Origin of the sequence: Coleofasciculus sp. C1-SOL-03 (genome assembly GCF_040220555.1) — a bacterium.
GTDB lineage: Bacteria > Cyanobacteriota > Cyanobacteriia > Cyanobacteriales > Coleofasciculaceae > Coleofasciculus.
Genome location: NZ_JAVJUO010000194.1, coordinates 62,249 through 85,006 on the forward strand (window position 1 = coordinate 62,249; position 22,758 = coordinate 85,006).

A 22,758-nucleotide genomic window follows, 5' to 3' on the forward strand; every position below is an offset into this window, starting at 1 on the left:
ATCCGTTAAATCTAGAAACATGACTCGTGGAAATACTACATCCCAAAGGCTCTGGCATTTCAGATTTATGTCTTTTGCTAGATTCGGTCAATTGCGCTTCAGGCAAAAATACCCAGGGATGAAGTCTTACTAGACGTAGAAGCGATCGTAATGAAGTCAGCCGGAACAATCGCTGTTGTCAAAAAGGAAACGGCGGAAGAACTAACTGATGTTTCTGCACTGAGTAATATTCCGAAAATTAACCATTGAATTTTGCATTGAGCTGAAATTGTAGCTATAGATAGTTAAATGTTACCTAACCATTTAAGCCACTGAGCGTGATCGCGCTAGTTGACTACACTGTGATCGCTACTGCCTCCTCCGTCCACAAACAGAGGCGGGTGCTAAAACTGATCAATCTGATGATATCAAAGTCCTGTGCGATCGCCAACAGTTCCATCAATGTCAACCGCGCTCCAAGCAGGCGATCATTATGGGGTTCGTTAGATTGAAGAACCACCGATTGCTAGTGTTTCGATAGCTGACAAAGATGAAATCAACTTTATGTGCTAATACAGAGAAAGATACAATTAGGTGTATCACCGATTAAGCCAAGCCCGAATCGCTAGAGTCAAACTATCATACCTAAAATGCAACCTGACTTACAGGGACTAAAAATCACCAAAGGAGAACTCAAACATTTGAGTGGAGTAAGTGTTGATACTGTCCTGAAACCACCGACTCTGCCTAAATTTATCGCGGAGATTACGAAGACCCTTTTGATTATTATCCTGATTAGTTTAACAGGGTTTGTACTTCTCCAGGTTTTTCCAGAACATATTAAGTTGTTAATTGCTATCCCTTCCATTCTTGCCATCACCTTATTCTTAAACGATATTCGCAAAATTGCCCTTAGCCGCAAATGCAAGAATTTAATTCGACTATTTGAAGATGTAAACCGATTTAATCGAGTGATTCAAGCCATTAATATTAATGACAAAATTGAAGCTGTTGGTAATCCGGGTGTGGCGTTAACAAATCGGGAACAAGTTATTCAGGCACTTCGGCTAACCCGTGACGATATTATTCGAGCCTTAAAAACTGAACGAATTCTGAGGGAAAATGACAAGTTTATCAAATGCAATTCTGAATTATTTGATAATAATCTCATGGCATTGACAGCTTTACAAGTTAGCGATCAAGCGACGGAACATGGGCGTTTACTCAATGAGGCGTTACAGATTGTTGTGGATGTGCAGCAGGAAATGAGAGCATTACAAAATCGGCACTCATAGGGTCGGGAGATGGGGGAGCGGGGGAAGCGGGGGAAGCAGGGGAAGCAGGGGAAGCAGGGGAAGCAGGGGAAGCAGGGGAAGCAGGGGAAGCAGGGGGAGATGGGGAAGATTTTCCCAATGACAAATGACAAATGACAAATGACAAATGACAAATAACTAAGACTTTTTCCAAATGTACCCTAGTAACCAAAACAAGACTATAGCAATGAGGGCGACAGCGGTGGGTATAGGCGAATTAGAGACAGTAATCACAACACTGATAATGGCAGTGAGTAGTAATAGCACCTGTAGCGCTAATATCAGTGGTCGTTTGCCAATAAACTTGGGACTCTGAAACAGGGATGGACTTCTCAATTGTAACCACCAATAGATGAGTTGCAATGACTTATTCACAAATTGATAGCTCAAAAGCCCTTGAAGTTTCTTAGCACGTTGTTTTCCGAGAATAGTAATTATAATATCTCGCACGATTAAAGCAGCACGAGTGGCAAGATTCGCTAGCACAATTCCAGGAATATCTTTTAAAAGGGTTTCTTTACCAATCCGGTATTGATTCCGAAAGAACTCTTCTTTAGCTTGGGGAGAGAAACTACCAATCGCATCCTTAGCTAATTTTCCTGCTGCTAAGGTATTCACCGTTGTCTCAAAATAACCAGGAACGGGTTTATAACTGGGTGGTTCATCACCGAGTTGAGCCAGTAATCGTTCCACATCATCAGGATTAGTCGGTTTAACTCGCTGGCGATTCCACGTTAATTGTTCCCTGATTTCGTCTTCAATCACCGTTTCTAAGTCGGTCATTAAAATTGAGCGATGACCTTCCAAAACTAAATCATCTAAAATAATCTGCATAGCTGCATCAGACAGATTTGGCTCAGCTAATAGGCGCAGATGGGATTTGAGTTTCTGGCGAGTGTTGGCTGTGGAATCGGGGAAAGAGGCTTGAATGAGTTGTTCTAAGTATTCATCTTCTGTACATTCGTGTTTTTGGGTTTGTCGCGCCAAAAAAGCTGAAAAATTTTGCACCGATTCACGAGTGACTAAGGCTTCAACAATACGATTGAGTCCATCCAATCGCCCCCACAAGATATCATTAGAACGCCAGGATTTCTTGAAAAATCCGCCAAACGCGAGTAAGGTATCCCCCGCTAATTTATCTTCTAGCGTTTTCCCTTTGCCTAAACCAAGCTGGGCATCATCTGGACTAAAGCGAATGGTTTCAATTATATCTTTTTCAGAAAGATTGGTTAAATATTCAAAGGGATAGAGTATCCGGTCTAAGTCACAAAACTGTTGGTAACGCTTGAGAATATCCTCACCGTGGTTGAGTTGACTGGTTTGAATTAACCGTTCTGATGCCTGATTAATTTGATGAAGAATTGAGCAGAAAAGTTGACTACAGTTTTCCGGATCGCTAGCTTGATATTTTTGCTCCGACCAAATACGCTCTAGAAGCGACGGATCATCATCGAGTTGGCGAATTTTTTGCCGAAGTTGGGCAATAATACTCGAAATCTGTTTTTGCGGTAACCAGTCACTCTGTTGTTCCGGAAGCGGGTTTAACTTGAATCCTAGCTGTTCCGCAGCGGCGGGTAATGTCTTAAAAAAGTCGGCGGGAACGAATTCTAGGCGATTTTGATCTAAACCCGATGGGGACATGTCAGCTAAACCATCCGCATCAAAGAAGAAGCGGTGCAAACGCAAGAGGCGGTCATAGACTTGCTTACGCCACTGCTGTTGAAATTCCGCATCCGAATTTTCTAAACTTTTCTCTAGTAAACTGTAGAAGGATTCACTAACTTGAGGATGACTGAGTAATGTATCTAACGTAAAGCGAATAACTTCTAGCAGTTTCAATTGTCGATTTAACCGACTGACAAGTAATCGCTGCTTGTTATATTCATCGATTTCGGTTGTTGTCTCAAGCTGCTGAAATAGCTTATCAATAATATAGAAATGCTTCCTCAACGCATAGTCTATATCAAGATTACGAATGTGCTGACTGGCTTGTTGCAGAATTAGATCTTGATCTGGACTGTCTGTGGGGCTGGCGATACCTGCAATTAACCGTTGTCCTGTTTTATCTAAAATGGCTTTTTTATCCTTCCCTGAAGCCGTGGTTTGCTCTCGATCCATGCGTAAAATCAGGGGGAGGATGCGATCGCGCAACCCAATCAGGCGACTACGGAGGTAAATCTCTTCATTCACGCTAATTTGGTGGGAAACACCTGGAGTGGAGGGGTCTGGTGCTTCCACACTGGCGAGTATGCTATTATAGCGGCTGATTTTATCGTTTTGGGCTTGGATTAACTCCAAATCGTTGCTAATACTTTCGTAAGTGGGGAGTCCAACTAACGCCTCCTGAAGCACCTCCCAGGTGGTGGGTTTCGCCATGGCATTAAATTTAGGATTTCCCAAGAAGCGATCGGGGTTGGGGTCGATATAAATCAGCTTGCGATCGACGGGACGGTTAGCGGTGCGAAAATAGATATCTTTAATTGTGTAACTAAATGGTCGATTATCCAACACCCCACCATCAATATAATGGAGTTGATACCCCTCTGGTGGTCGCTGTTCGGGTAAGTCTCGGTTCTCCAGTTGTCCCCATCGAATCAGTCGCTGATCAATGTCATTGGCATCGTCCTTTAACCCTACATTAACCGATGGAAATGCCACCGGGAAGCATGAGGTAATTCGGCATAATTTTGCCAAGGATTGATAGGTTTGTTCCGGCGTCCGATTTAAATCCGCTGGGTCATGATCAGGATTAAAGGGTTCATGGCGTCCTTGACGATGCTTGAGGTGAAAAATCTGGCGGTGATTTTTAACTTCAATGACTTGACCGGTATCATCAAATACCTTATAAATATGTCCCAGTATATCGGTTCCTGTGACAAATAAATCAAGTTCATTAAACGCCGATACCCACTCCCCTGCTGGTGCATCGGTGCGATTATAAATGCCCTTTTCAAAGGCTTCGGCTAGAGCAGTTTGATAATAGCCTGTACCATCCAAGACTGACTCCCGTTGGGTTTCCTGGGTTGAGGGGTGATGCATTAATTCGTGGATATTCCCACTGTCCCGCCAAATTTGGGCAAATTCTTTAAAATCAACAACGGTGTCGTTCGTGCTATTGGCAAGGGCGTAACTCAGCAACACCCCATTAACGCCTCCGGCTGAGGTTCCAGAGAGGACATCCACCACAATATCCGAATCCGTTAGGGCTTTAATCAGCTTATAGATACCGCGCCCCCGTACCGCATTATAGAATTCGCGGCAGATCCCATTCATATAAATGGCGAGAGAAACACCACCATACACGACCAATCCTAAGCGATGTTCGCGGCGAAATTCAGGTGTTGGCAGGGGGTGACTAGGGGTAGGCATCGTGCGATCGCGTCTTGAGGTGAGATATCCCTTATTCATAGCACGTTATGGCGCATTGTGGAAGTTCCCCGACAATTGCATCAGCGCGGGTTTTACCCCGTCGCGCCTATCGGTGACATCCTCTCCCTAAACCTTCCTCTACCTGAATTAGGGCGGGTTTAGTCACATCTTTTGTGCAACGGAAAAGATAATAGTGAAACCCACATGAGACATGATAACGCAACTTGGTATCATAACAAATCCGGGTTAGTAAACTTAACCATTAATTGGGCGGTTGAAACCGCAGCTACACAAACAAAACCCGCCTGCGCGGGTTTCCACACCCCTAGTTTTTCTCTCTTTCCTTGTCAAGTGAACTTTAGGCGTTTTTTCAACTCTAAGGCTTGCTGATACAAGGGTTCAGCTTCACCATACCTTCCCTGTAATGAGTAGAGATAAGCCAGATTGTTAAGACTGGTTGCCACGTCGGGATGGTCATCACCCAGCAGGCGTTTTCTTAACTCTAAGACTTGTAGAGACAAAGGTTCGGCTTCACTATACCTTCCCTGTGAATGGTAGAGTAGAGCCAGATTGTTGAGGCTGCTTGCCACATCGGGATGATCATCTCCCAGCAGGCGTTTTCTTAACTCTAAGGCTTGCAGATACAACGGTTCGGCTTTTCCATACCTTTCCTGTGAATAGTAAAGTCCAGCCAGATTGTTTAGACTGCTTGCCACATAAGGATGGTCATCTCCCAGTCGGCGTTTAAACAACTCTAAGGCTTGCAGATACAAAGGTTCAGCTTCGGCGTACCTTCCTTACCAATCCTTCTGAGTAGTTGCAGCTTCTGCTAGGTGGGGAATCATCGGGGAAGCTAGGGCGATATCATTTTTAGTAGGCGTTGCGGGAATTTGCTCTGCCGCAGCGACTATTGCCTGACAAAACCGTTGTTTAAGTTCGTCAGCTTCAGTTAACTGTTCTAACTTCCCTTTCAAGAATTCCCGAATGAGTTGGTGTAGTTGGTAACTGCCTTTATCCGCGCGTTCCAGTAAACTTAGATTAAGTAATTCATAATCTCTAGCATCCTCCAACTCTTCTACATCTTGGTCTTCCCAGCATCGTTCTACCCAAACCCAGGGAATGGGAGCCAGAGCAAATAAACTTAGAAAACAGCCTAATACTTGAGCTTCTTCACTCAGTTCTTGCCAACTCAACTCAAATGCGGCTTCTACACCCAATTGTTTTGTCAGCGAAACTAATAATCTGAGTTCCAACTACCGCCGCCCCCGCTTGTATCCAGCACAAGCCACCGGGATAGGTTCCCTGCTGGCGATGGTGTTGGGTATATTGCAGGGCTAATTCTGTTTTACCCACGCCTTAAAAGATAATTGGCACAGGCATCAATGATGCAAATATGATGGGAAATTTTAAAACTATCTGAACTTAAATAAACCAGTAATGAATCCAAATCAAGATTTTGCCAATTCCGTTTCGTCGCATCGGCACAAAGTAGACGACGGTTTCGGGTTGAGGTAATTAAACCATGTCCCGCCCAAAATAGATAAAGTAAATCCCCTTTTTTATCAGACAGAACATCGGTAATTAGAGTGGTAATATTTGACTCGGTTGCTTCCTCGATTACCCATTCTGTTGGCTCAGCCAATGTGCCATTTTCGTCTAACGATGATAAGCACAGGCGAATATTGTCTCTGGGAACGCCTCGCGCACTAAGCCACTGAGCAAACTTTAGGGCATCATTTACCTGTCCATCGACATTCCAACTATTTTCGTGGTATTTCTCGATACCAACAACTAATCCATAAGTTCGTTCTGGTTTAACGCTAAATTTCATGTCCGCTAAAAGCAGAGGGAGGATGTAGAGACGCGCCATGGCACGTCTGGGATCTGGGGGATATATCACCTTTGTAGTTATACTTTACAATACCAAATCCGGGGAACGCTATCCCCCTTATAACCCAGTCCGCGCAGGCGGACTTTGTTTGTGTAGCAGCGATTTCAATCGCCTCCTCTTGCTTTATGGCAACTGGGGGATAATAGCCTTCCATACTGCTTTATTTGTCCAGTATGCCCCATGCGATCGCGCAAAGGGTTGTTTGTTATCCACTAATACATCTTGCACCTTATTGGGGAAAACATTTGCGCCAATATAACTCAGAAAATCCCGCAAGTCATAGATATTCACCCAACTGGGAAAATAATCCGGTAGCGGTTCCCCATATTCTAAACTGTAGAGGGCATTAATTTCATAGAAAAACGGCGCTTGAGAACCCACGGTAATCAGCAATTCCACTTGTGGGAGAGGCTGTTGAACCAGCAAATCCACACAAGCAATCCCACCTAAACTATGCGCCAACAAGACCACAGGAGGTTCCGCCTGCTCGATTTTAGCGCGAATGAAATCACGGATGCGATCGCATCACGGATTCCATCAAACCGGGTGAATCAGCCAGTCCCTAATCCTCAAACCATACCAGCCAACCTACCCGCCTGTGCCAATAGCGATTGTGACTGTGGAGACTTGAACACCCAAGCCGAAGCTCAAGCTGTTTTTGACGCATTCGCCTCTAGTGGTGATCCGCACAAACTTGACCAGGATAAGGATAGGATAGCCTGTGAATCGCTACCGTGAGTCAACTCGTATACAAGGGGAAGCCGAACCTGTCAAGATATATTCCCTTCGCCAACCTGGGAACGAATCGCCAATCCCCAAAATCCCCAAACTGTGCCTCCTATCGACTTTTACGGGGACTGGCATTTATGATCAATGCAGGATCACAAGCTGATGTCAGACAATGCCGCGATCGCTCCACGTTCACTCTCACTCCGTTTCCCGCGTTAAATCGTCCCTGTTGCGGAATGGCTTTCCCAGTCAGAAGCTTCTGGCGGAAGCCTTGAGTATCTCTCAATCCACCGTGAGCAACTTCCTCAACGGCAAACCCGTGGATTATATCAATTTTGTGGAACTGTGCGCCGCCTTAGGGCAGGAATGGCGGGATATTGCTGATTTAGAGACGCCTTCTCACGCCGATGAAGTACAGGAGATCAGAGCCAAAGTGCTGATGAGTGGATATCCGCCCCATTTTAATCTGACGCAAACAATACAACAGGCAATTTGTCAAGCGGGTCATGACGTTTTTTTGGCGCAGCAGAATACCGCCCTGGATAACTATTTAAAGCTCTCTGATTACCTGCTGCTGCTATTATCCCAAACCACCGCCGTTAGTGAAATGGTACTCGAACAGGTGCGGCTGGCTAAGACGTTACACCATATCACCCCCCAAAAACCCGCCATTTTGCCGATTTTAGTGGACGTTTGTCAGAATGGAAATGGTATCAGTACCCCCTTACCTTTTGATTTACTCGGCTATCTCCAAGGCACTCAACCCTGGCATTGGCGTTGTCATGATGATCCGACGATTCTCGCCTCAGAAGTTCTCCAGGTTCTCAGCCAAGGGCGCACCGCTTTGCCAACGGATCATCAATTGGCGATTTCTTGGAGTAAACTGACTCCCCAAACCCAGAAAAATACATCGCTTCATGCGCCTCTCCCCGTCGCTGCACCGGAATTACCCGAAGGACAAGTCGATCTTGACTCTACCTTTTACATCAATCGCCCGCCCATTGAATCGGTTTGTTATGAAACCATAACTCGACCGGGTTCCTTAATCCGAATTAAAGCGCCGCGACAAATGGGAAAAACCTCGTTAATGGCGCGAATTCTGCGTCATGCTGAACAGCAGGGATCTCAAACTGTGGCATTAAGTTTACAACTGGCAAATCAGCGGATATTGGCAAATTCTAATACATTCTTAGAATGGTTTTGTGCCAGTGTGAGTTTAGCCTTGGGGCGACTCGATCCCGATCAACTGGCAAACTATGCCCAGTTAGCGGATATGATTGGTAGCAATCAAAGCTGTAAAGCCTATTTTGAACAGTATTTACTGCCTCATATTTCCACCTCATTGACATTAGGATTAGATGAGGTTGATCGCCTCTTTGCCTCTCCGGAAATTGCTGATGACTTCTTCGGGTTATTACGGGCATTGCATGAGGAGACGAAACGGCGCGAGATTTGGCAGAAATTCCGGTTAGTGGTGGTGCATTCCACGGAAGTATATGTTCCCTTGGATATGAATAAATCACCCTTTAATGTGGGATTACCGATTGAATTGCCAGAGTTTAATCAGGAACAGGTGATGGAATTAGCCAGACGCCATGGATTAGAATGGTCGATTGAAACGATAGATTCTCTGGTTACCTTAGTTGGTGGACATCCTTATTTGGTGAGACTAGCACTTTATCATATTGCCCGTCAGGATATGACATTAGAGGACATCCAGCAAACCGCGCCCACGGAAGCAGGAATTTATAGTGATCATTTGCGCCGCCATTTGTGGAATTTGCAAACCTATCCGGAATTATTGGACGCGATGAAAGCCATAGTGATGGCATCGACGCCAGTCCGTTTACCCTCGCAACAGGCGTTTAAATTAAACAGTATGGGACTGGTAAAACTCTTTGGTAATGATTGCACGCCTCGGTGTCAATTGTATCAGCAATATTTTCGCGATCGCTTGGCTTAAGTGTGGGGAACAGGTAATTCTATTCGCCAACCGAACTTTTCATGGCATATATGGGAAATGGTACGATAACCGACATCCTTCTCCTGATCCGGTCGTGCTGTCCTGTCATTGAACACCTTCACTAAAACACATACTCCACTTCCACAATTTCTGTATATTCAAACTCATTCGGACTGGGTTTGACTAAATCATAGCGAACGCCTCCCAGTTCCATCCAGTCGCGATCGCACTCGGGTTTCGGTGAATTGTAAACCAGGACGTATTCTCGCCCAATATAGGGTTCCATCTCTTGCGCCACCTCTCCTCGCCATTGGGTTTTGGTAACTAACACGACTAACTGATTGGCTAAAGTGGGCAGAGTTTGGGCAATTTGGCGGCGGTAAATTTCATCTAAACTACCAAAGGGTGAATCCATGACAATCGGAAAGGTACTACTATCAGGTCCCATCAGCGCCTGTTCTTGAATCCAATCCCGCACCCGATCAATAATTCCGCCAATAAAGGACAGGCTGAGAATTTGGTTTTCTCCCGTAGACGCCGCCACGAGTTCTTCGTTTCCAGAGGTTTTTTCCACCAAGGTTAATTCATAGTTCTGATTCAGTTTAGGCAGATAAGGAGTAAAGGAAATCCCGGTAAAAATCTCCTGAACTCGCCGTTCTAAAGACGTGCGAAACTGATTATCTAGTCGGGTTCTCACTTCAATTAATCGTTCAATTGCGTCCTGAGTTGCCGCAATCCGCCGCTGCGCCAATGCTTGCTTTGCCTCATTCATTTGATGCTTGGAGATTTGCTTGACTAGGGCTTGGATGTCTGTCGCTAATCGTTCAATTTGCTGCTGATTTGCCCCTTTTTCTAAGGTTAAATCCCGCAGGGTTGTCTCAATTTCATCTAAGCGCTTTTGCAGTTGACTGATATCCTCATCCGGAAACGTGATCAGTTTCTTTCTAATATCATCCAGTTGAGTTTCAATGCGAGAGAGTTCCGCTCGTTCTTGAGAGAGAATTATCTGTTGCTGATCCACATCTGCCCAAAAATCGGGGATTTGCCGTTCAATTTCACTTACCTGTACCCCTAAGCGAATTGCGGTTTCTTCCACATCGGCTAATCCGGCTTTATCCATCCAAGCGGCAACCTGTTGATAGGCTGGGGTTCCTTCCTGTAATTGGGTGCCACAGATACAATGCTGGCTGTGCAGTAAATCTTGGACAAATTGCTGTTTAATGCCAACCGGAAGTTCACCACGCGATCGCAAGTCTTCGACAATGGACTGAAACTCGGCGATCACCGGAGAGAGTAACACCGTATAACTGCGGGTAGATAGGGCGCGTTTGAGGTTATCTTTTGCCTGTTTAAGCTGCTCTCGATGTACTGTTTGTTGTGCTTCCAGTTCATCCCGTAGCTGTTGCAACTCTTGAGCGCCACCGAGTTCTAATAAGCGACTATTAAAGGTTTGCTTTAATTCATCGTGGTGGGCTAATTCCTGGTCAATTTCGACTTGTCGATTTGCCAGGTTGTGACTTTTTTGTTCCAGTTGTTTTTGGTCTTTGAGCAGTTTTTTGGTTTGCGAATCGCCGATTAACGATAACTCAGCTTCCAAGGTTTTTCTGGCTTCCTTGAGATGCTTAATTGACCGATTTAACACCTCAACACCGAGTAACGTCTTCGTCGCTTCCGCAATGTCGGCTTTTTTATCAGATCGGGCAATTTTCTCGATGCGTTCCCCATCAAAGAAAAAATAGTGATGTAGGCTTGCAGGTAAGATACGCCCGATGATATCCTCTGGCAGTTGTTGCGGTAGCAGCCAGCGACCATCATCATCGGCAATTTGTAGATATAATTCACTTTTTCCCTGTTCCACGCCCGCTTCTGTCTTGTAAGCGCGGCAGAGTCGCTTTGCCTGATAACGCTTATTCTGATGCTCAAACCCAATTTCGACCCAGCATTCTACCGATTCCTTTAGGGCAGCTTCACTAATTGCCCGTTTGTTCACCAATTGTTCTTGGGAGGCGAACGCTGCTGTGAATTTTTCGTACAGCACCCAGGTGAAGCCATTTAATAGCGTCGTCTTTCCAGCACCATTGTTACCATGAATCACCGTTGTATTGCGATCGCCTGTTGCCAGGGTGATTTCTGGTGTCTTCCCGTAAAACTGGCGAAAGTTGCACAGCCGGATTGACCTCAACTTCATTGCACTTGTTCCTTGACAATTCTCAAGATGTCATCATTGATATGGCGGGGGGTCTTCATATAAAGTTTATCTTTTTCGGCTTGTAACACTCTCTCGATAATCCGACGAACCTCTGGCGACGCGCTGGTAATGGGTTCTTGTACGTCCAAGATCGCCGCATTTCGATGATAGGCGGAACGCTTTTCCGATAAGATTCTGGAGATGGCTTGCGTGGCTATGTCCGGATATTTAAATGTCATCACCTGATCGGGGGTTGACGAAAATTAAAATTATTATTACTATTATCTGTTTTTCCACATTTATTTTTGACAGTTGTGTTGCATTTACAACTTTGTTAAGCTAATGTAATATGTAGTTAGTTTAAGCAGGGTGTTTGTTAGTAAAGAATTATGCATTTATTTAAACAAGCGCTGCAACATTTGCGTTTTAGGAGTAAAGTTGAAAACTGATTTGAAAGTTTTGCTCTTGAAAGTTTTGCTCATAGTCGATATTTTATCCAAAGTGTGGATATAGGATTTTTGGTCAAACTCGGTGATTCTTAAGGTTCATCACCCTTGTACCTTTTATCCATATCACTCTCTACTATAACAATCCCAGACCAAATGGTGGGTAGGCTGGGTTGGTTATAACCGCATCAAGATTCATCAAAATCATCTGAATACAAACCAATTGAGGCACAGGCAATCCCTGGGTTTCCCTAGGAGTCTATGCCACACTCTCATTGTCCAAATTAGCCACAACGGTCAACACCTCTCATGAAAACACCAATTGTCGCTCTCGGATTTACTGTCTTTTCGTTCATGTTGCCTACGGAGGCTTTAGCGGCTACATTCAGCAAAATGTATGTCTTTGGCGATAGTCTCTCTGATCCGGGTAACATATTCAATGCCACAACCGCCGCCAATAACCTACCGCCTGAACAGATACCCCCTGGTACTGAAATACCGCCAGTTGAACCTCCTGTTCCCCCCTACGATGAGGACGGACGTTTTTCTAATGGTCGAGTCTGGAGCGATTATTTGGCAGAGGAGTTGGAAATAAACCTGATCCCCTCTACGGAATTATCCGTGCTGTTTCGCGGTTCTAATATACCTTCCCCGATCGCATTTCCTGAGGACGGTCAACCTCAAGTTAGCCCCTTCTTTAATGGTGCGACGGCGACCAACAGCGTGAACTTTGCCTTCGGTGGGGCTCAAACGGGTACCCAAGGAGTGGGTGAGTCGGGTGAACTGATACCGGGAATGTTAACTCAGGTTGATTGGTTTGAAGATGATCTAGCCGTAGCAGATCAACAAGCCGATGAGGATGCACTTTACGTGATTTGGGGAGGTCCTAACGATTACCAGCTTGTACCCGACCCTGACCCGATGGAAACAGTGGGGAATTTAACCGAAGCCGTACAAACGCTCTACGATTTAGGGGGGCGTAATTTCCTTGTCCCGAACTTGCCAGATTTAGGTAAAACCCCTCGCGCACTGAGCATGGGTGATCAGATCTCCATGAAGCTTACTTCATTATCTGAGGAGCATAACCAGCTATTAGATGCAAGTCTGGAGGATTTGAACCAATTGGATGACATTAATATCGTACCGCTTGATGTTTATTCGATTTTGAACAAAACCATCGCCAATCCAGAAGAATTTGGTTTCACGAATGTCACCAACTCTTGCATTCATCCCCTCAAGAATGACGGTAAACTAGATGGAACAGGAGGTTTGGAAATCTGTGACAACCCCAATGAGTTTTTGTTCTGGGATGGTATTCACCCAACCACCGTCGCTCATGCCCAACTCGCCGACGATGCTGACGATGCTCTAGAGGCGCTGGAGTCAGAACCCCAGTCGGTTCCCGAACCGGGTTCGTCCGCCGCATTGGGATTTTTGGGACTCGGTTGGTTCGTCCACAAGAAATTCAAGAGATCCCAGCCGAACTCTAAGACAAAAGAGGAGAGTTTCAAGTAATCTGACTGTAATCTGATAGAGGCGTTGCATGCAACGTCTCTACATTTCAGATAATAAAGGCATCTGCTTGGGTCTAGGTGCTGGGCAATCTTGTTGGAACGTTTGCTCACATCTCCGAGCGTAAATCACTTGAGTTAAGAGTTGCCAACCTTTCCAAGAAAACAACACTGGAAGTAACAAGGTAAAAGCCTGAGCAAATTTTCCTTGCTTGAAGCCGACTAAACTCCAGTACAAGCTTAAAAAATCCTGAATATCTTGCAAAGAGGGCAGAGAATCATGGTATTTGGGATGGACAAACTTATAAATTTTTTCTTTAATCGAGATATGCTTGTGTAGGCGCTGTTGCAGGGAAAACTTGAGATGATTCCCTTGATGCCATAATGTCCGGTAGGCTAAATGCTGATTAACCAGGATAGCATTTCCATATTGGGCAATTTTCACCCACGAGTCAATATCATCATAGTTCACTTCAAAGCTGGAATCCCATCCCCCGGATTTGACAAAGGCATCTTTGCGAAAGGCAACTTGTACCGGTGTGCCAAAGGGCAGTTGCTCTAAAAGCATCCGATAATGGATCTCAGACTGAGGCACATAGTCAACCGCAGCATTGCTGATGGGTTGGGTGCGTGATAGTTCTTGACCATTGGCGCTGACTTGTATCGCTTGAGTCGAACAGAGAACCGCTTGGGGATATCTAGCGATCGCCTTGGTTAATTCCTCAATACAATTGGGGGCAAGATAGTCATCATCGTCAATGGGTTTAATCCAATCCCCTTGCGCTAGCTTAACGGCAGCGTTCATCGTGGCGCAATGTCCCACGTTAACTGGATTGCGGTGATAAACCACGCGATCGCCTAAACTACGGATATATGCCTCTGTACCATCTGAGGAACCATCGTCAGCAACAATCACTTCACAGGGTAACGTTTGTGCTAATGCTGATTCTACGGCTCGTTGCAATAGAGACAAACGGTTATAGGTGGTGATGACAATCGTAAATTTAAACACAATGCAAGATCCGCCTCGACTTACAGACTATTATCTAATAGGTTTTATTAAATTCCCATAAAGCGACCATAAAGATTTAGGTATTTTCCACAATACCTATTGATACTCATACTTAAGCGTATTTATCTCTTACCATAAAATACTCCCGATCCCCACCGATCTATCTACGTGAAATTACTGATTTTTCAACGGCTGAATAATAAACTTATCCTTTTTTGACTCAATTGGCATCCGCCATTTTGCTGAATTAAGTAGCCGGACACCATTGACGTTGAGCATGAGGACAAGGGAACAGGGAACAGGGAATGGGCAATCGGCAATCGGCAATCGGCAATCGGCAATCGGCAATAGGTAAGGTAGAGTTTTGAGTTAACCTTCCCTATCTCCCCTATCTCCCCCTGCTCCCCCAGCTCCCCCTGCTCCCCCAGCTCCCCCTATCTCCCCCTGCTTCCCCTGCTCCCCCTGCTCCCCCATAGTCGATAGATTGAAAAAAAAAAGTAACGAATGTAACCTAAAATAAAATAAGGGGGTTTAGATAACGCACTCTATCCCTGATTACTCACGTCTAGCACGCCCAGAGCAACCACCTGACAGGGATACACAGATGTCGGCTCTCTTCAGAAAACCTTGGAGGCTAAATCATGAAAGTATTTACATCGATTGACATGACGGCGACGAGTTCTGTCAGAGTTGAACCAATTCAACGCTATATTTTAGGAAAAATTAATAAATTTATAATTGCTCCTGTAATAGAATTCTGGCGTTTTAGCACCTATTATGGAGCTTTTATTACTCACACCGATTCTCCAGAGCAATAATCAGCCAATTAACCCGAAAAACACCTTAATTGGACGGGCAAGTATTTTTTGTCCGGCGCTTCCAGATCCAACCCGGCTCGGGTTCACTAATTTCGATCCAACCGTTTTCTTCTTTTCCGGTTACCGTTAGTTGAGTATCTTTTTGCAGAACAGTCCCCGTTTTCTGGCGTCCAGACAAGGAACGTAAATTGGTGGGTGTAGTAACAATGACACAACTCTGGGCGGGTTCAGGTTGGGGTGAATGGGTTGTCGGTTCAGGTTGGGGTGAATGGCTTGGGGATTCAGATTCAGGTGGATGGGTTGTCGGTTCAGATTGAAGTTGATTCTGGGCGAGTTCCACGTTATTTGGCGGCGTCGTCGGCGAAGTTGATAATCGGTTAATCCCCGAAATCGCGATCGCGCCTAGAGTAAACGCGCCGACACCGATTAATATGGATAAGGTGCGAGGCGAGTGAGTAATCGGATTCGGGTGAGATGAGGAACCGACTGGCGATCGGGAACGATTCACCGGCGCCACCGTTACCGTATTCTGATCAGAATTCGCGGATTGAGGTGCTGGGATGGTAGAAGATGGGGAAGGGTTAGCAGGGTTAGCGTTATTGGATACATTCGCCGCAGGTTTTGTCAGTTTCCCCAGAAAACGAAACGTTTCAGTCAGATAAAAACGCCCCTTATGGTTAACCAGGACTGCCCAATTTTGGGGTGTGTGAGGATGGGTGAGTGCCTGGAGTGCTTGCAGCGCCTCAGTTGCCGACTGATAGCGATATTTAAAATAGTGACGCACCATCTTCGTCATAATAATGGCTAACCCCTGACTCACTTGAGCATATTGTTGCCAGATGATCTCCCCCGTCTCCGGATCTTCAACCAACTGAGTGGGACTTAACCCCGTCAGCGCTTGAATAGCAATCATACCTAAAGCATAAATATCACTGTTAGGACGGGGTCTACCTTGTCCCTGTTCGCTAGGCATATAACCGGGCGTACCAATTCCCACCGTGTCACTGACGGCGGCTTGAGCCATAATCGATGGCATTTTGACTTGCTTCACCGCGCCAAAGTCAACCAGAACCAGCTGGTTATCTATAGCGCGGCGGATTAAATTATCCGGTTTGATATCTCGATGGATAACATGATTACTATGGACGAATTCCAGGATTGATAAAACTTCGTGCAACAGTTGAATCACCTGGTCTTCCTGCCAACGTTGACCGGGCTCCAATTCCACACTCAGGGGATGTCCGGCAATGAAATCCTGTACTAAATAAAACTCTTGGTTATCCTCAAAGTAAGCTAACAACCGGGGAATCTGGTCATGAGTGCCAAGCTTTTCCAGGGTTTCAGCTTCTCCATTAAACAGACGTCTGGCGGTTTGCAGAAAGTCCGGTTCACTGGTGGCAGGTTTGAGATGTTTAACCACACAAGTCGGATTACCAGGTCGGTGGGTGTCTTGTGCCAGATACGTATGACCAAATCCACCTTGCCCTAGAACCTGAACCACTTGGTAACGTTGGTCTAGTAATGCGCCTATCATTATAATATTGATTGCTGCCCGGACGTAAATGTATAGCCTAATCAGTTGTTCAGGCAAAAGCGATGGTATCCGGATGGTGGAGGTTTTATCTCATTCGATTGGAACGGGGATTTGACTGTATGCTAAAAAGACATAGAATGGCATGTCTCTATCCAAAACAAGTAACTCATGGGAGAAAATACTGCATTTTATGACGGGGTACAGACGTTCTGTGGAAGTGTCTCTACTGATAACTGATAATTATGACGGCTTGATCACCCCTCATGGGTGTTCCTAAATCAATACACTAAGATTAATCTACGGGATGAGGATTATCGAAAAACGTTTTGCGCCCCATATTCGCTTCCAGGACGTATCTAAGTATGGCTGAACTCAAACTGCGCCTGCACCAAGGAAATACCGAAAAAACGGTGACAGTCAATCAGGATGTCTTTACAATTGGTCGCTTACCGGAGTGTGACCTAACCTTACCCTACGAGGGAGTATCTCGATATCATGCTCGGCTGTTGAAAACGGCAACCGACAATTGGATGATTAAGGATATGGGGAGCAAAAACGGGACGCTACTGAACGAACGCCAGATTACCTCGCCGCAACTGGTGAAAAACGGGGATGTGATTTGGTTAGGGGATGTCAGCCTCGTGGTTGTTTTAGCGGACTCGTCGCGACGAACCCGAACCATCCCCGTCGAACAGATACCCGCAGAAGCCACAATCCTTCGCAGTGTCAAAGAATTGCAACAGCAATGGATACAGGCAAAGGATAAAGGGGATGAACTGAGCGTCAAGGAAACAACCATTGCTCGGCTGAAGGACTTGGTCGAGATAGCCAAGGGTTTAAGTGCGGCGGAATCCATCGAAGCGATTTTCTCACGGGTCAAGGATGTAGTCTTTCGCTATCTCGAAAGCATCGAACGGATTGCTTTATTGGTCGATGTAACGGGTTCACGGCAATTAGAGTTACTCAATGCGGCATCCAGAAACATCAATCAGCAGCAAAGTTTAGCCGAATCCAGCCATTGGATTAGTCGCAGTATCTGTCAAAAAGTCTTTACCGAAAAAGTCGCGATTCAAACCGCCGATGCCCAAGCTGACCAACGGTTTGAGGGAGAAGTCAGTCTTCTTTACAAAGGAATTCGCAGTGCGATCGCGGTTCCCCTTTGGGATGAAAATAAGGTGGTTGGGGTACTCTATGCCGACGCCCATCACTCATCAACCCATTGGACGCAAGAAGGTGAAGAAGACCTCAGCTTTTTTTCCACTTTAGCCAATCTCGTGGCATCGAGTGTACAACGCTGGCTCTTGACTCAGAAACTCACCAGCGAAGAAATGATTCGCCAACGGTTAGAACGCTATCACTCCCCCGCCGTGGTTCAGCAACTGATTGCCTATCGCACCTTACCTGATGGTCGTTTACCCGCCGCTGAAAGCGAAATCAGTATCCTATTTGCCGATATTGTCGGCTTTACCTCGCTCTCAGAACGGTTAAGTCCCGTCCAGATTGCCCAATTGCTTAATAGTTTATTTGAGGAGATGCTGCAAGAACTCTTTGCCTTTAATGGCACCCTGGATAAATATATTGGCGATTGTATTATGGCATTTTTTGGCGCTCCTGAATCTCAACCGGATCATGCTGACCGCGCCTTGGCGACAGCCAAGGGAATGCTGAATCGTTTAGATAGACTCAATACGAATGGATTATTACTCGAACCCATACAATTACGGATTGCTGTGAATAGTGGAAAAGCCGTAGTGGGAGATGTCGGGAGTTCTCAACGGGTCGAATATACTGCCTTAGGCGCAACCATTAACCTGGCGGCGCGAATGGAAGCGATTTGTCCGCCTGGGGAATGTGTGCTAAGTGAAGATACCTATGCTTTACTGACGCACAAGCAAGACTTGAAACTAATGGATGAGTATCGCTTTAAAGGGATTGATCGACCTGTACAAGTGTATCAAACCCAGCGATAGCCTTGAATAGATGTACAGGGTAGGGGTAGGGTGGGTTAGGCGGTATTTTCACGGAAGCGATAGCCCTTCAGTGAACCTATCCGCCGTAACCCACCGATGTTAACTCGAAGGCAGTATTTTCACAGAAGCGATAGCCCTTCAATTGGTCAGGGCGGGTTTTGCACAAAGGTTATCATCAATCGCGAAACCGAAGTCCCTAAACCCGCCCCTACACCACCATCTCAGGGCGGGTTTTGTACAAAGGTGATCATCAATCGCGAAACCCAAGTCCCTAAACCCGCCCCTACAGCAATCACACCATGACCGCCCCACTGCTAGCTGGACTCGCCGCCATCGCCCCGGAATAAACTAAACCGCGCTGAGTATCTAGGGTGATAATTGCCCCATCCCGAATCCGCTGAGTCGCATTTTTCACCCCAACAATCACCGGAACTCCCAAACGCATCCCAATCACCGCCGCGTGACTGGTTAAACTATCTTCCTCGGTCACTACACCCGATGCTTTACGCATGGTATCAACAAAATCCGCACTGGTTGACGGCACCACCAGGATTTCACCCGGATTAAAGTTGCTCACTTCTCCCGCACTATACGCCACCCGCGCTAAACCACTGACTGACCCTTTACCAATGCCAATCCCTTGACCGAGGACAGCCGTGACCACTTCCACTTTAATTAAATCCGTGGAACCCGGAACCCCTTGCAATGTCCCAGCCGTCATCACCACCAAATCGCCCTCAGAGAGTAGCTGTTTTTCCTGGGCGACATTAATCGCAGCTTGGAAGGTTTGACCTGTTGACGGTAAATCCAGCACCAATAGGGGGCGAATTCCCCACACCAATTGCAGTTGTCGCGCCACATCTACATGGGGTGTTACCGCCAGAATGGGAGTCGAGGGGCGAAACTTGGAGACATTTCGTGCTGTGGAACCCGTTTTGGTTAGGGTCATAATCGCACAGGCTTGTAACTGTTCGGCAATTTGACCCACCGCCTGGGATATCGCGTTGGGAATTGAACGGCGGGTATCTTCCATATTCCGCACAATTTCCTCTTGTTCGATACGAGTGGCAATTTTTGCCATCGTGGATACCGCTTCGACGGGATAGTTGCCCACGGCGGTTTCATTGGACAGCATTACGGCGTCGGTGCCGTCTAAAATGGCATTTGCCACATCAGAAATCTCTGCACGGGTAGCGCGTGGAGAGTTGACCATGCTATCCAGCATCTGGGTAGCGGTAATCACCGGAATTCCCAGACGATTGGCGGTGGTAATCAGCCGCTTTTGTAAGATAGGCACATCTTCAGCCGGTAGTTCTACCCCTAAATCACCCCTCGCCACCATCACTCCATCGGCGAGGGAGAGGATAGCCTCCATTTGTTCGATGGCTTCGTGCTTTTCAATTTTGACCACAACGGGGACATCTTTCCCGGCGCTGGTAATTAGTTCTTTGATTTCCAGGACATCTTGAGGATTCCGCACAAAGCTAAGGGCAACCCAATCAACCCCTTGGTCTAAGCCAAACATCAAATCCCGGCGGTCTTTATCGGTGAGGGCGCGAATGGAGAGGTAGACACCGGGGAAGTTGACGCCTTTGCTATTTGACAGTTTACCACCGACAACGACCCGACAGTGTAAGGCGCCTTTCTCACGATTAATCTCTTCCACCCGCATCTCGACTCTGCCATCGTCCAAGAGAATTGTGGCACCGTTGGGGACTTCATCAGCGAGGGGTTGGTATGTGACGGAACTGATCTCTTGAGTGCCGATTAGGGGTTTACTGGTTAAGGTGAAGCGATCGCCTCGTTCTAGTGTAATCGAACCGTTCTCAAATTTACCGAGGCGGATTTTGGGTCCCTGTAAGTCTTGCAGGATTCCTACGGGTTGATTCAGTTCAAAGGCGGTTTGGCGAATCAGGCGGATGCTACGCTGATGGTCATCATGAGTGCCATGGGAAAAGTTGAGCCGTAACGTTGTCGCACCTGCTTTAATCAGATCTCTGAGTATCTCTGGATGACAGGTTGCAGGACCAATTGTGGCTACAATCTTGGTTCGACGCCGGGATGTGTACAGTTGCATAAGCAGAAAACGGGATGAGTCAGTAGGTGGGAGTAACGTTAACGGCGAGAATTGTCATTTGTCATTTGTCATTCGTTATCGCGAGAAGCAAGCGATGTCCTTTGTCTTAAATGGAATGTCACTGACTTAAGCTGGGTTCGTAGTAGGCACGAAGCGTGCCAGAAGCGAAGACAGCGCTTACTACAAACTAAATGGGTCAGCGACAGTCGAGATAAATGATTGTATCGCTGTCCTTTGTCATTTGTCATTGGTCTTACGGGTAAGGATTAGTGTAGAGAGGTTCCCTAGCATCTGTCTATAGGGTTGATTGGGGAGACTGGAGGGTGATAGGTGTTTGGCAATCAACCGGGGGTGAGGGTTGGCTGAAGGATATTGCTAATGCCATACCAGACAGAATTAAGAACATGAGCCAGGATTTGTGGCGTTGGTGTTCATCGGATTGCGTCTGTTCATCCATTAGCCAATTCCACAGTAGGAAGCACAGACTGATTCCGGGTTCTAGGTTGGATTTGAACAACCAGCCGATGAGATTAGGAATTAGGAATTCAGCTAATAGCCAGAGTTTCTTTTTCCAGGTTTTGGAGGTTGGGTATTTCATGGCTTGACCTCGTTGAATTTTGGCTTATGAGGTCTAGTCTGGCGATGGAATAAATAGATTGAAAACTGGAAGTAGATAGTTAGAAAAAGTTACTTGATTGAGTGGTGTGGTGGTAAATTGCAGTTAATTGTCTGTAAATAGGGGCAAATGGTTTATAAATAGAGGAAAATAATTGGAAATAGCTGGAAATAGTAGGTTTTGTTTTGTGGGGTATTTATACTGACAATTTACATCGGTTTTGCTACGTTAAATGTAAAGGCAACTGTAGGGGCGCAAGGCTTGCGCCCTGCCTCACGTCTGTATCTCACTCTACTGGTAAACTGTCACGCATTTAAATTGGGAATGGGTAGCGAGCTTTCCGGCTCGCACTACAAAGATTTCGTCATTATTGACATTAAGCTTTAAATGCTAAACAGCTTATGACACAGTTAAAATTGCGGGATGTATTTTATGGTGAGAACGCACATCCGTGGGTAAAATTGGGCGCACGTCGGTGCGCCCCTACGAATTCATTTCAAAGGCGGGGGTAGAGAAGGGGTTAGGTAATGAGGGTAAAAATGTCAAAAATCGAGGGTTAACACTATGAATTACAATCAAAACTTTCTGGACGATATCAACCAGCAGTTATTTCCACGAGATATTACCGATAAAAATCTCAGAGAACGCATCTTCTTTCCGCTGCGATTCCAGCGACGGGAGTCTCAGCCGTCTCATGTAGAAATCGCCAAACAAATGAGTCAGACAGAACCGTTACAGGGGGTTAATTGTCAAACCTCAATTAATACAACCGTACAAAATGTAATTCGGCGGCTGGTGGAGGTGTTTGGTGAGGAAATGGCACAAGATGGCGTGAATACAGCGCCGTTAATTCAGCGACAACGGGGTAAAAAGGGCGCCTGGGAGGTAGTTTATCAGTGGTTGGTGGTGAATCGCTGGTTAGAGTTTCCCTGGTTAAAACCGAATGAAGCGGAACCTGCACCGATTTGGGATACTGAACGGTTGCATCAATTGTGGGTTAATTTGGAAGGAGAGGAAAATTGGCGGGGGTTTTATCAGGCGTTTGAGGTAGTGGAGGTGGAGATCCCCCCAACCCCCCTTAAAAAGGGGGGCTTGAATATCTCTCTCCTGGAAAACAGGGATTCAATTTATCGAACTTGGAAAAGGGAGGGCTTGATACCAAGTTGCAGTCTAATATAGAACTTTTTTTTCGCCCATCTCCCCCTCTCCCCTATCTGTTATCTTGGAATGCAACTTGATATGAATATCTCCCCCCTTTTGAAGGGGGGCAGGGGGGGATCAACGACTAAACCTTAATCGTTTCTGTTCAATCTTCTGTTTATGTAAACGTTCTGAATACCGA

Annotated in this window: 18 protein-coding genes and 1 pseudogene; 6 read left to right on the forward strand and 13 right to left on the reverse strand. The window is 46.0% G+C overall.

Annotated features, from left to right (window positions below; all coding sequences use genetic code 11):
* Positions 1 to 334: 334 nt before the first annotated feature.
* Entirely contained in the window at positions 335 to 499 is a 165-nt protein-coding gene (locus RIE73_RS29690; RefSeq protein WP_446404593.1) for a hypothetical protein, read from the reverse strand.
* A gap of 130 nt (positions 500 to 629) precedes the next feature.
* Between RIE73_RS29690 and RIE73_RS29695 the strand changes: the two genes are divergently transcribed.
* Positions 630 to 1,274, forward strand: coding sequence for a hypothetical protein (locus RIE73_RS29695; protein ID WP_446404594.1), 645 nt, complete (start codon positions 630 to 632; stop codon positions 1,272 to 1,274).
* A 156-nt stretch (positions 1,275 to 1,430) separates the two neighbouring features.
* On the opposite strand, the gene RIE73_RS29700 is transcribed toward RIE73_RS29695, so the two are convergent.
* The 6 genes and pseudogenes from RIE73_RS29700 to RIE73_RS29725 form a co-directional block, all read right to left on the reverse strand.
* Positions 1,431 to 4,700, reverse strand: coding sequence for a patatin-like protein (locus RIE73_RS29700; RefSeq protein ID WP_446404595.1), 3,270 nt, complete (start codon positions 4,698 to 4,700; stop codon positions 1,431 to 1,433).
* Between the two features lie 320 nt (positions 4,701 to 5,020).
* Positions 5,021 to 5,458 (reverse strand): annotated as a pseudogene (locus RIE73_RS29705) (tetratricopeptide repeat protein); the annotation flags it as partial.
* Complete coding sequence (locus tag RIE73_RS29710) at positions 5,459 to 5,878, reverse strand: hypothetical protein (RefSeq protein ID WP_446404596.1); 420 nt, start codon at positions 5,876 to 5,878, stop codon at positions 5,459 to 5,461. It lies immediately after the preceding pseudogene.
* Positions 5,856 to 6,014: a hypothetical protein gene (locus tag RIE73_RS29715; protein WP_446404597.1), complete on the reverse strand. Its 159-nt coding sequence runs from the start codon at positions 6,012 to 6,014 to the stop codon at positions 5,856 to 5,858. Before RIE73_RS29715 ends, RIE73_RS29710 begins: the two co-directional genes overlap by 23 nt.
* Positions 6,007 to 6,561, reverse strand: coding sequence for a caspase family protein (locus RIE73_RS29720; protein WP_446404598.1), 555 nt, complete (start codon positions 6,559 to 6,561; stop codon positions 6,007 to 6,009). The genes RIE73_RS29715 and RIE73_RS29720 overlap by 8 nt, the downstream gene beginning before the upstream one ends.
* A gap of 114 nt (positions 6,562 to 6,675) precedes the next feature.
* The gene (locus RIE73_RS29725) at positions 6,676 to 7,014 is read right to left on the reverse strand and encodes a hypothetical protein (protein WP_446404599.1); all 339 of its coding nucleotides are present in this window, start codon (positions 7,012 to 7,014) and stop codon (positions 6,676 to 6,678) included.
* Between RIE73_RS29725 and RIE73_RS29730 the strand changes: the two genes are divergently transcribed.
* Positions 7,006 to 7,290 (forward strand): hypothetical protein, encoded by a 285-nt coding sequence (locus RIE73_RS29730; protein ID WP_446404600.1) that lies wholly within the window; start codon positions 7,006 to 7,008, stop codon positions 7,288 to 7,290. The genes RIE73_RS29725 and RIE73_RS29730 overlap by 9 nt on opposite strands.
* Before the next feature lie 163 nt (positions 7,291 to 7,453).
* The gene (locus RIE73_RS29735; RefSeq protein WP_446404601.1) at positions 7,454 to 9,244 is read left to right on the forward strand and encodes an AAA-like domain-containing protein; all 1,791 of its coding nucleotides are present in this window, start codon (positions 7,454 to 7,456) and stop codon (positions 9,242 to 9,244) included.
* A gap of 121 nt (positions 9,245 to 9,365) precedes the next feature.
* On the opposite strand, the gene RIE73_RS29740 is transcribed toward RIE73_RS29735, so the two are convergent.
* Both RIE73_RS29740 and RIE73_RS29745 read right to left on the reverse strand, forming a co-directional pair.
* On the reverse strand, positions 9,366 to 11,432 hold the full coding sequence (locus RIE73_RS29740) for an AAA family ATPase (RefSeq protein ID WP_446404602.1): 2,067 nt from the start codon (positions 11,430 to 11,432) through the stop codon (positions 9,366 to 9,368).
* A complete protein-coding gene (locus RIE73_RS29745) occupies positions 11,429 to 11,671 on the reverse strand; it encodes a hypothetical protein (RefSeq protein ID WP_446404603.1) in 243 nt (80 codons plus the stop codon). Before RIE73_RS29745 ends, RIE73_RS29740 begins: the two co-directional genes overlap by 4 nt.
* Positions 11,672 to 12,187: 516 nt before the next feature.
* Here RIE73_RS29745 and RIE73_RS29750 point away from each other — a divergent pair.
* Positions 12,188 to 13,393, forward strand: coding sequence for an SGNH/GDSL hydrolase family protein (locus tag RIE73_RS29750; protein ID WP_446404604.1), 1,206 nt, complete (start codon positions 12,188 to 12,190; stop codon positions 13,391 to 13,393).
* Positions 13,394 to 13,432: 39 nt separating this feature from the next.
* On the opposite strand, the gene RIE73_RS29755 is transcribed toward RIE73_RS29750, so the two are convergent.
* Both RIE73_RS29755 and RIE73_RS29760 read right to left on the reverse strand, forming a co-directional pair.
* Entirely contained in the window at positions 13,433 to 14,401 is a 969-nt protein-coding gene (locus RIE73_RS29755) for a glycosyltransferase family 2 protein (protein ID WP_446404605.1), read from the reverse strand.
* An 843-nt stretch (positions 14,402 to 15,244) separates the two neighbouring features.
* On the reverse strand, positions 15,245 to 16,753 hold the full coding sequence (locus RIE73_RS29760; protein ID WP_446404606.1) for a protein kinase domain-containing protein: 1,509 nt from the start codon (positions 16,751 to 16,753) through the stop codon (positions 15,245 to 15,247).
* Positions 16,754 to 17,115: 362 nt separating this feature from the next.
* Between RIE73_RS29760 and RIE73_RS29765 the strand changes: the two genes are divergently transcribed.
* Positions 17,116 to 18,723, forward strand: a complete 1,608-nt coding sequence (locus RIE73_RS29765) for an adenylate/guanylate cyclase domain-containing protein (RefSeq protein WP_446404607.1) — start codon at positions 17,116 to 17,118, stop codon at positions 18,721 to 18,723.
* A 292-nt stretch (positions 18,724 to 19,015) separates the two neighbouring features.
* Here the strand turns inward: RIE73_RS29765 and pyk are convergent, their stop codons facing one another.
* Together pyk and RIE73_RS29775 are read right to left on the reverse strand one after the other, a co-directional pair.
* Positions 19,016 to 20,800 (reverse strand): pyruvate kinase, encoded by a 1,785-nt coding sequence (gene pyk / locus RIE73_RS29770; protein WP_446404608.1) that lies wholly within the window; start codon positions 20,798 to 20,800, stop codon positions 19,016 to 19,018.
* 295 nt (positions 20,801 to 21,095) lie between these two features.
* Positions 21,096 to 21,398 (reverse strand): hypothetical protein, encoded by a 303-nt coding sequence (locus RIE73_RS29775; protein WP_446404609.1) that lies wholly within the window; start codon positions 21,396 to 21,398, stop codon positions 21,096 to 21,098.
* Between the two features lie 582 nt (positions 21,399 to 21,980).
* On the opposite strand from RIE73_RS29775, the gene RIE73_RS29780 reads away from it, so the two are divergent.
* Positions 21,981 to 22,595, forward strand: a complete 615-nt coding sequence (locus RIE73_RS29780) for a hypothetical protein (RefSeq protein ID WP_446404610.1) — start codon at positions 21,981 to 21,983, stop codon at positions 22,593 to 22,595.
* Positions 22,596 to 22,758 lie beyond the last annotated feature (163 nt).

Bases quoted from the DNA above. Each gene is read 5' to 3' on its own strand.
- RIE73_RS29695 (WP_446404594.1), top strand. From the start codon at position 630: ATGCAACCTGACTTACAGGGACTAAAAATCACCAAAGGAGAACTCAAA.
- RIE73_RS29700 (WP_446404595.1), bottom strand. From the start codon at position 4,700: ATGAATAAGGGATATCTCACCTCAAGACGCGATCGCACGATGCCTACC.
- RIE73_RS29730 (WP_446404600.1), top strand. From the start codon at position 7,006: ATGCGCCAACAAGACCACAGGAGGTTCCGCCTGCTCGATTTTAGCGCG.
- RIE73_RS29735 (WP_446404601.1), top strand. From the start codon at position 7,454: ATGCCGCGATCGCTCCACGTTCACTCTCACTCCGTTTCCCGCGTTAAA.
- RIE73_RS29740 (WP_446404602.1), bottom strand. From the start codon at position 11,432: ATGAAGTTGAGGTCAATCCGGCTGTGCAACTTTCGCCAGTTTTACGGG.
- RIE73_RS29745 (WP_446404603.1), bottom strand. From the start codon at position 11,671: ATGACATTTAAATATCCGGACATAGCCACGCAAGCCATCTCCAGAATC.
- RIE73_RS29750 (WP_446404604.1), top strand. From the start codon at position 12,188: ATGAAAACACCAATTGTCGCTCTCGGATTTACTGTCTTTTCGTTCATG.
- RIE73_RS29760 (WP_446404606.1), bottom strand. From the start codon at position 16,753: ATGATAGGCGCATTACTAGACCAACGTTACCAAGTGGTTCAGGTTCTA.
- RIE73_RS29765 (WP_446404607.1), top strand. From the start codon at position 17,116: ATGGCTGAACTCAAACTGCGCCTGCACCAAGGAAATACCGAAAAAACG.
- pyk (WP_446404608.1), bottom strand. From the start codon at position 20,800: ATGCAACTGTACACATCCCGGCGTCGAACCAAGATTGTAGCCACAATT.
- RIE73_RS29775 (WP_446404609.1), bottom strand. From the start codon at position 21,398: ATGAAATACCCAACCTCCAAAACCTGGAAAAAGAAACTCTGGCTATTA.
- RIE73_RS29780 (WP_446404610.1), top strand. From the start codon at position 21,981: ATGAATTACAATCAAAACTTTCTGGACGATATCAACCAGCAGTTATTT.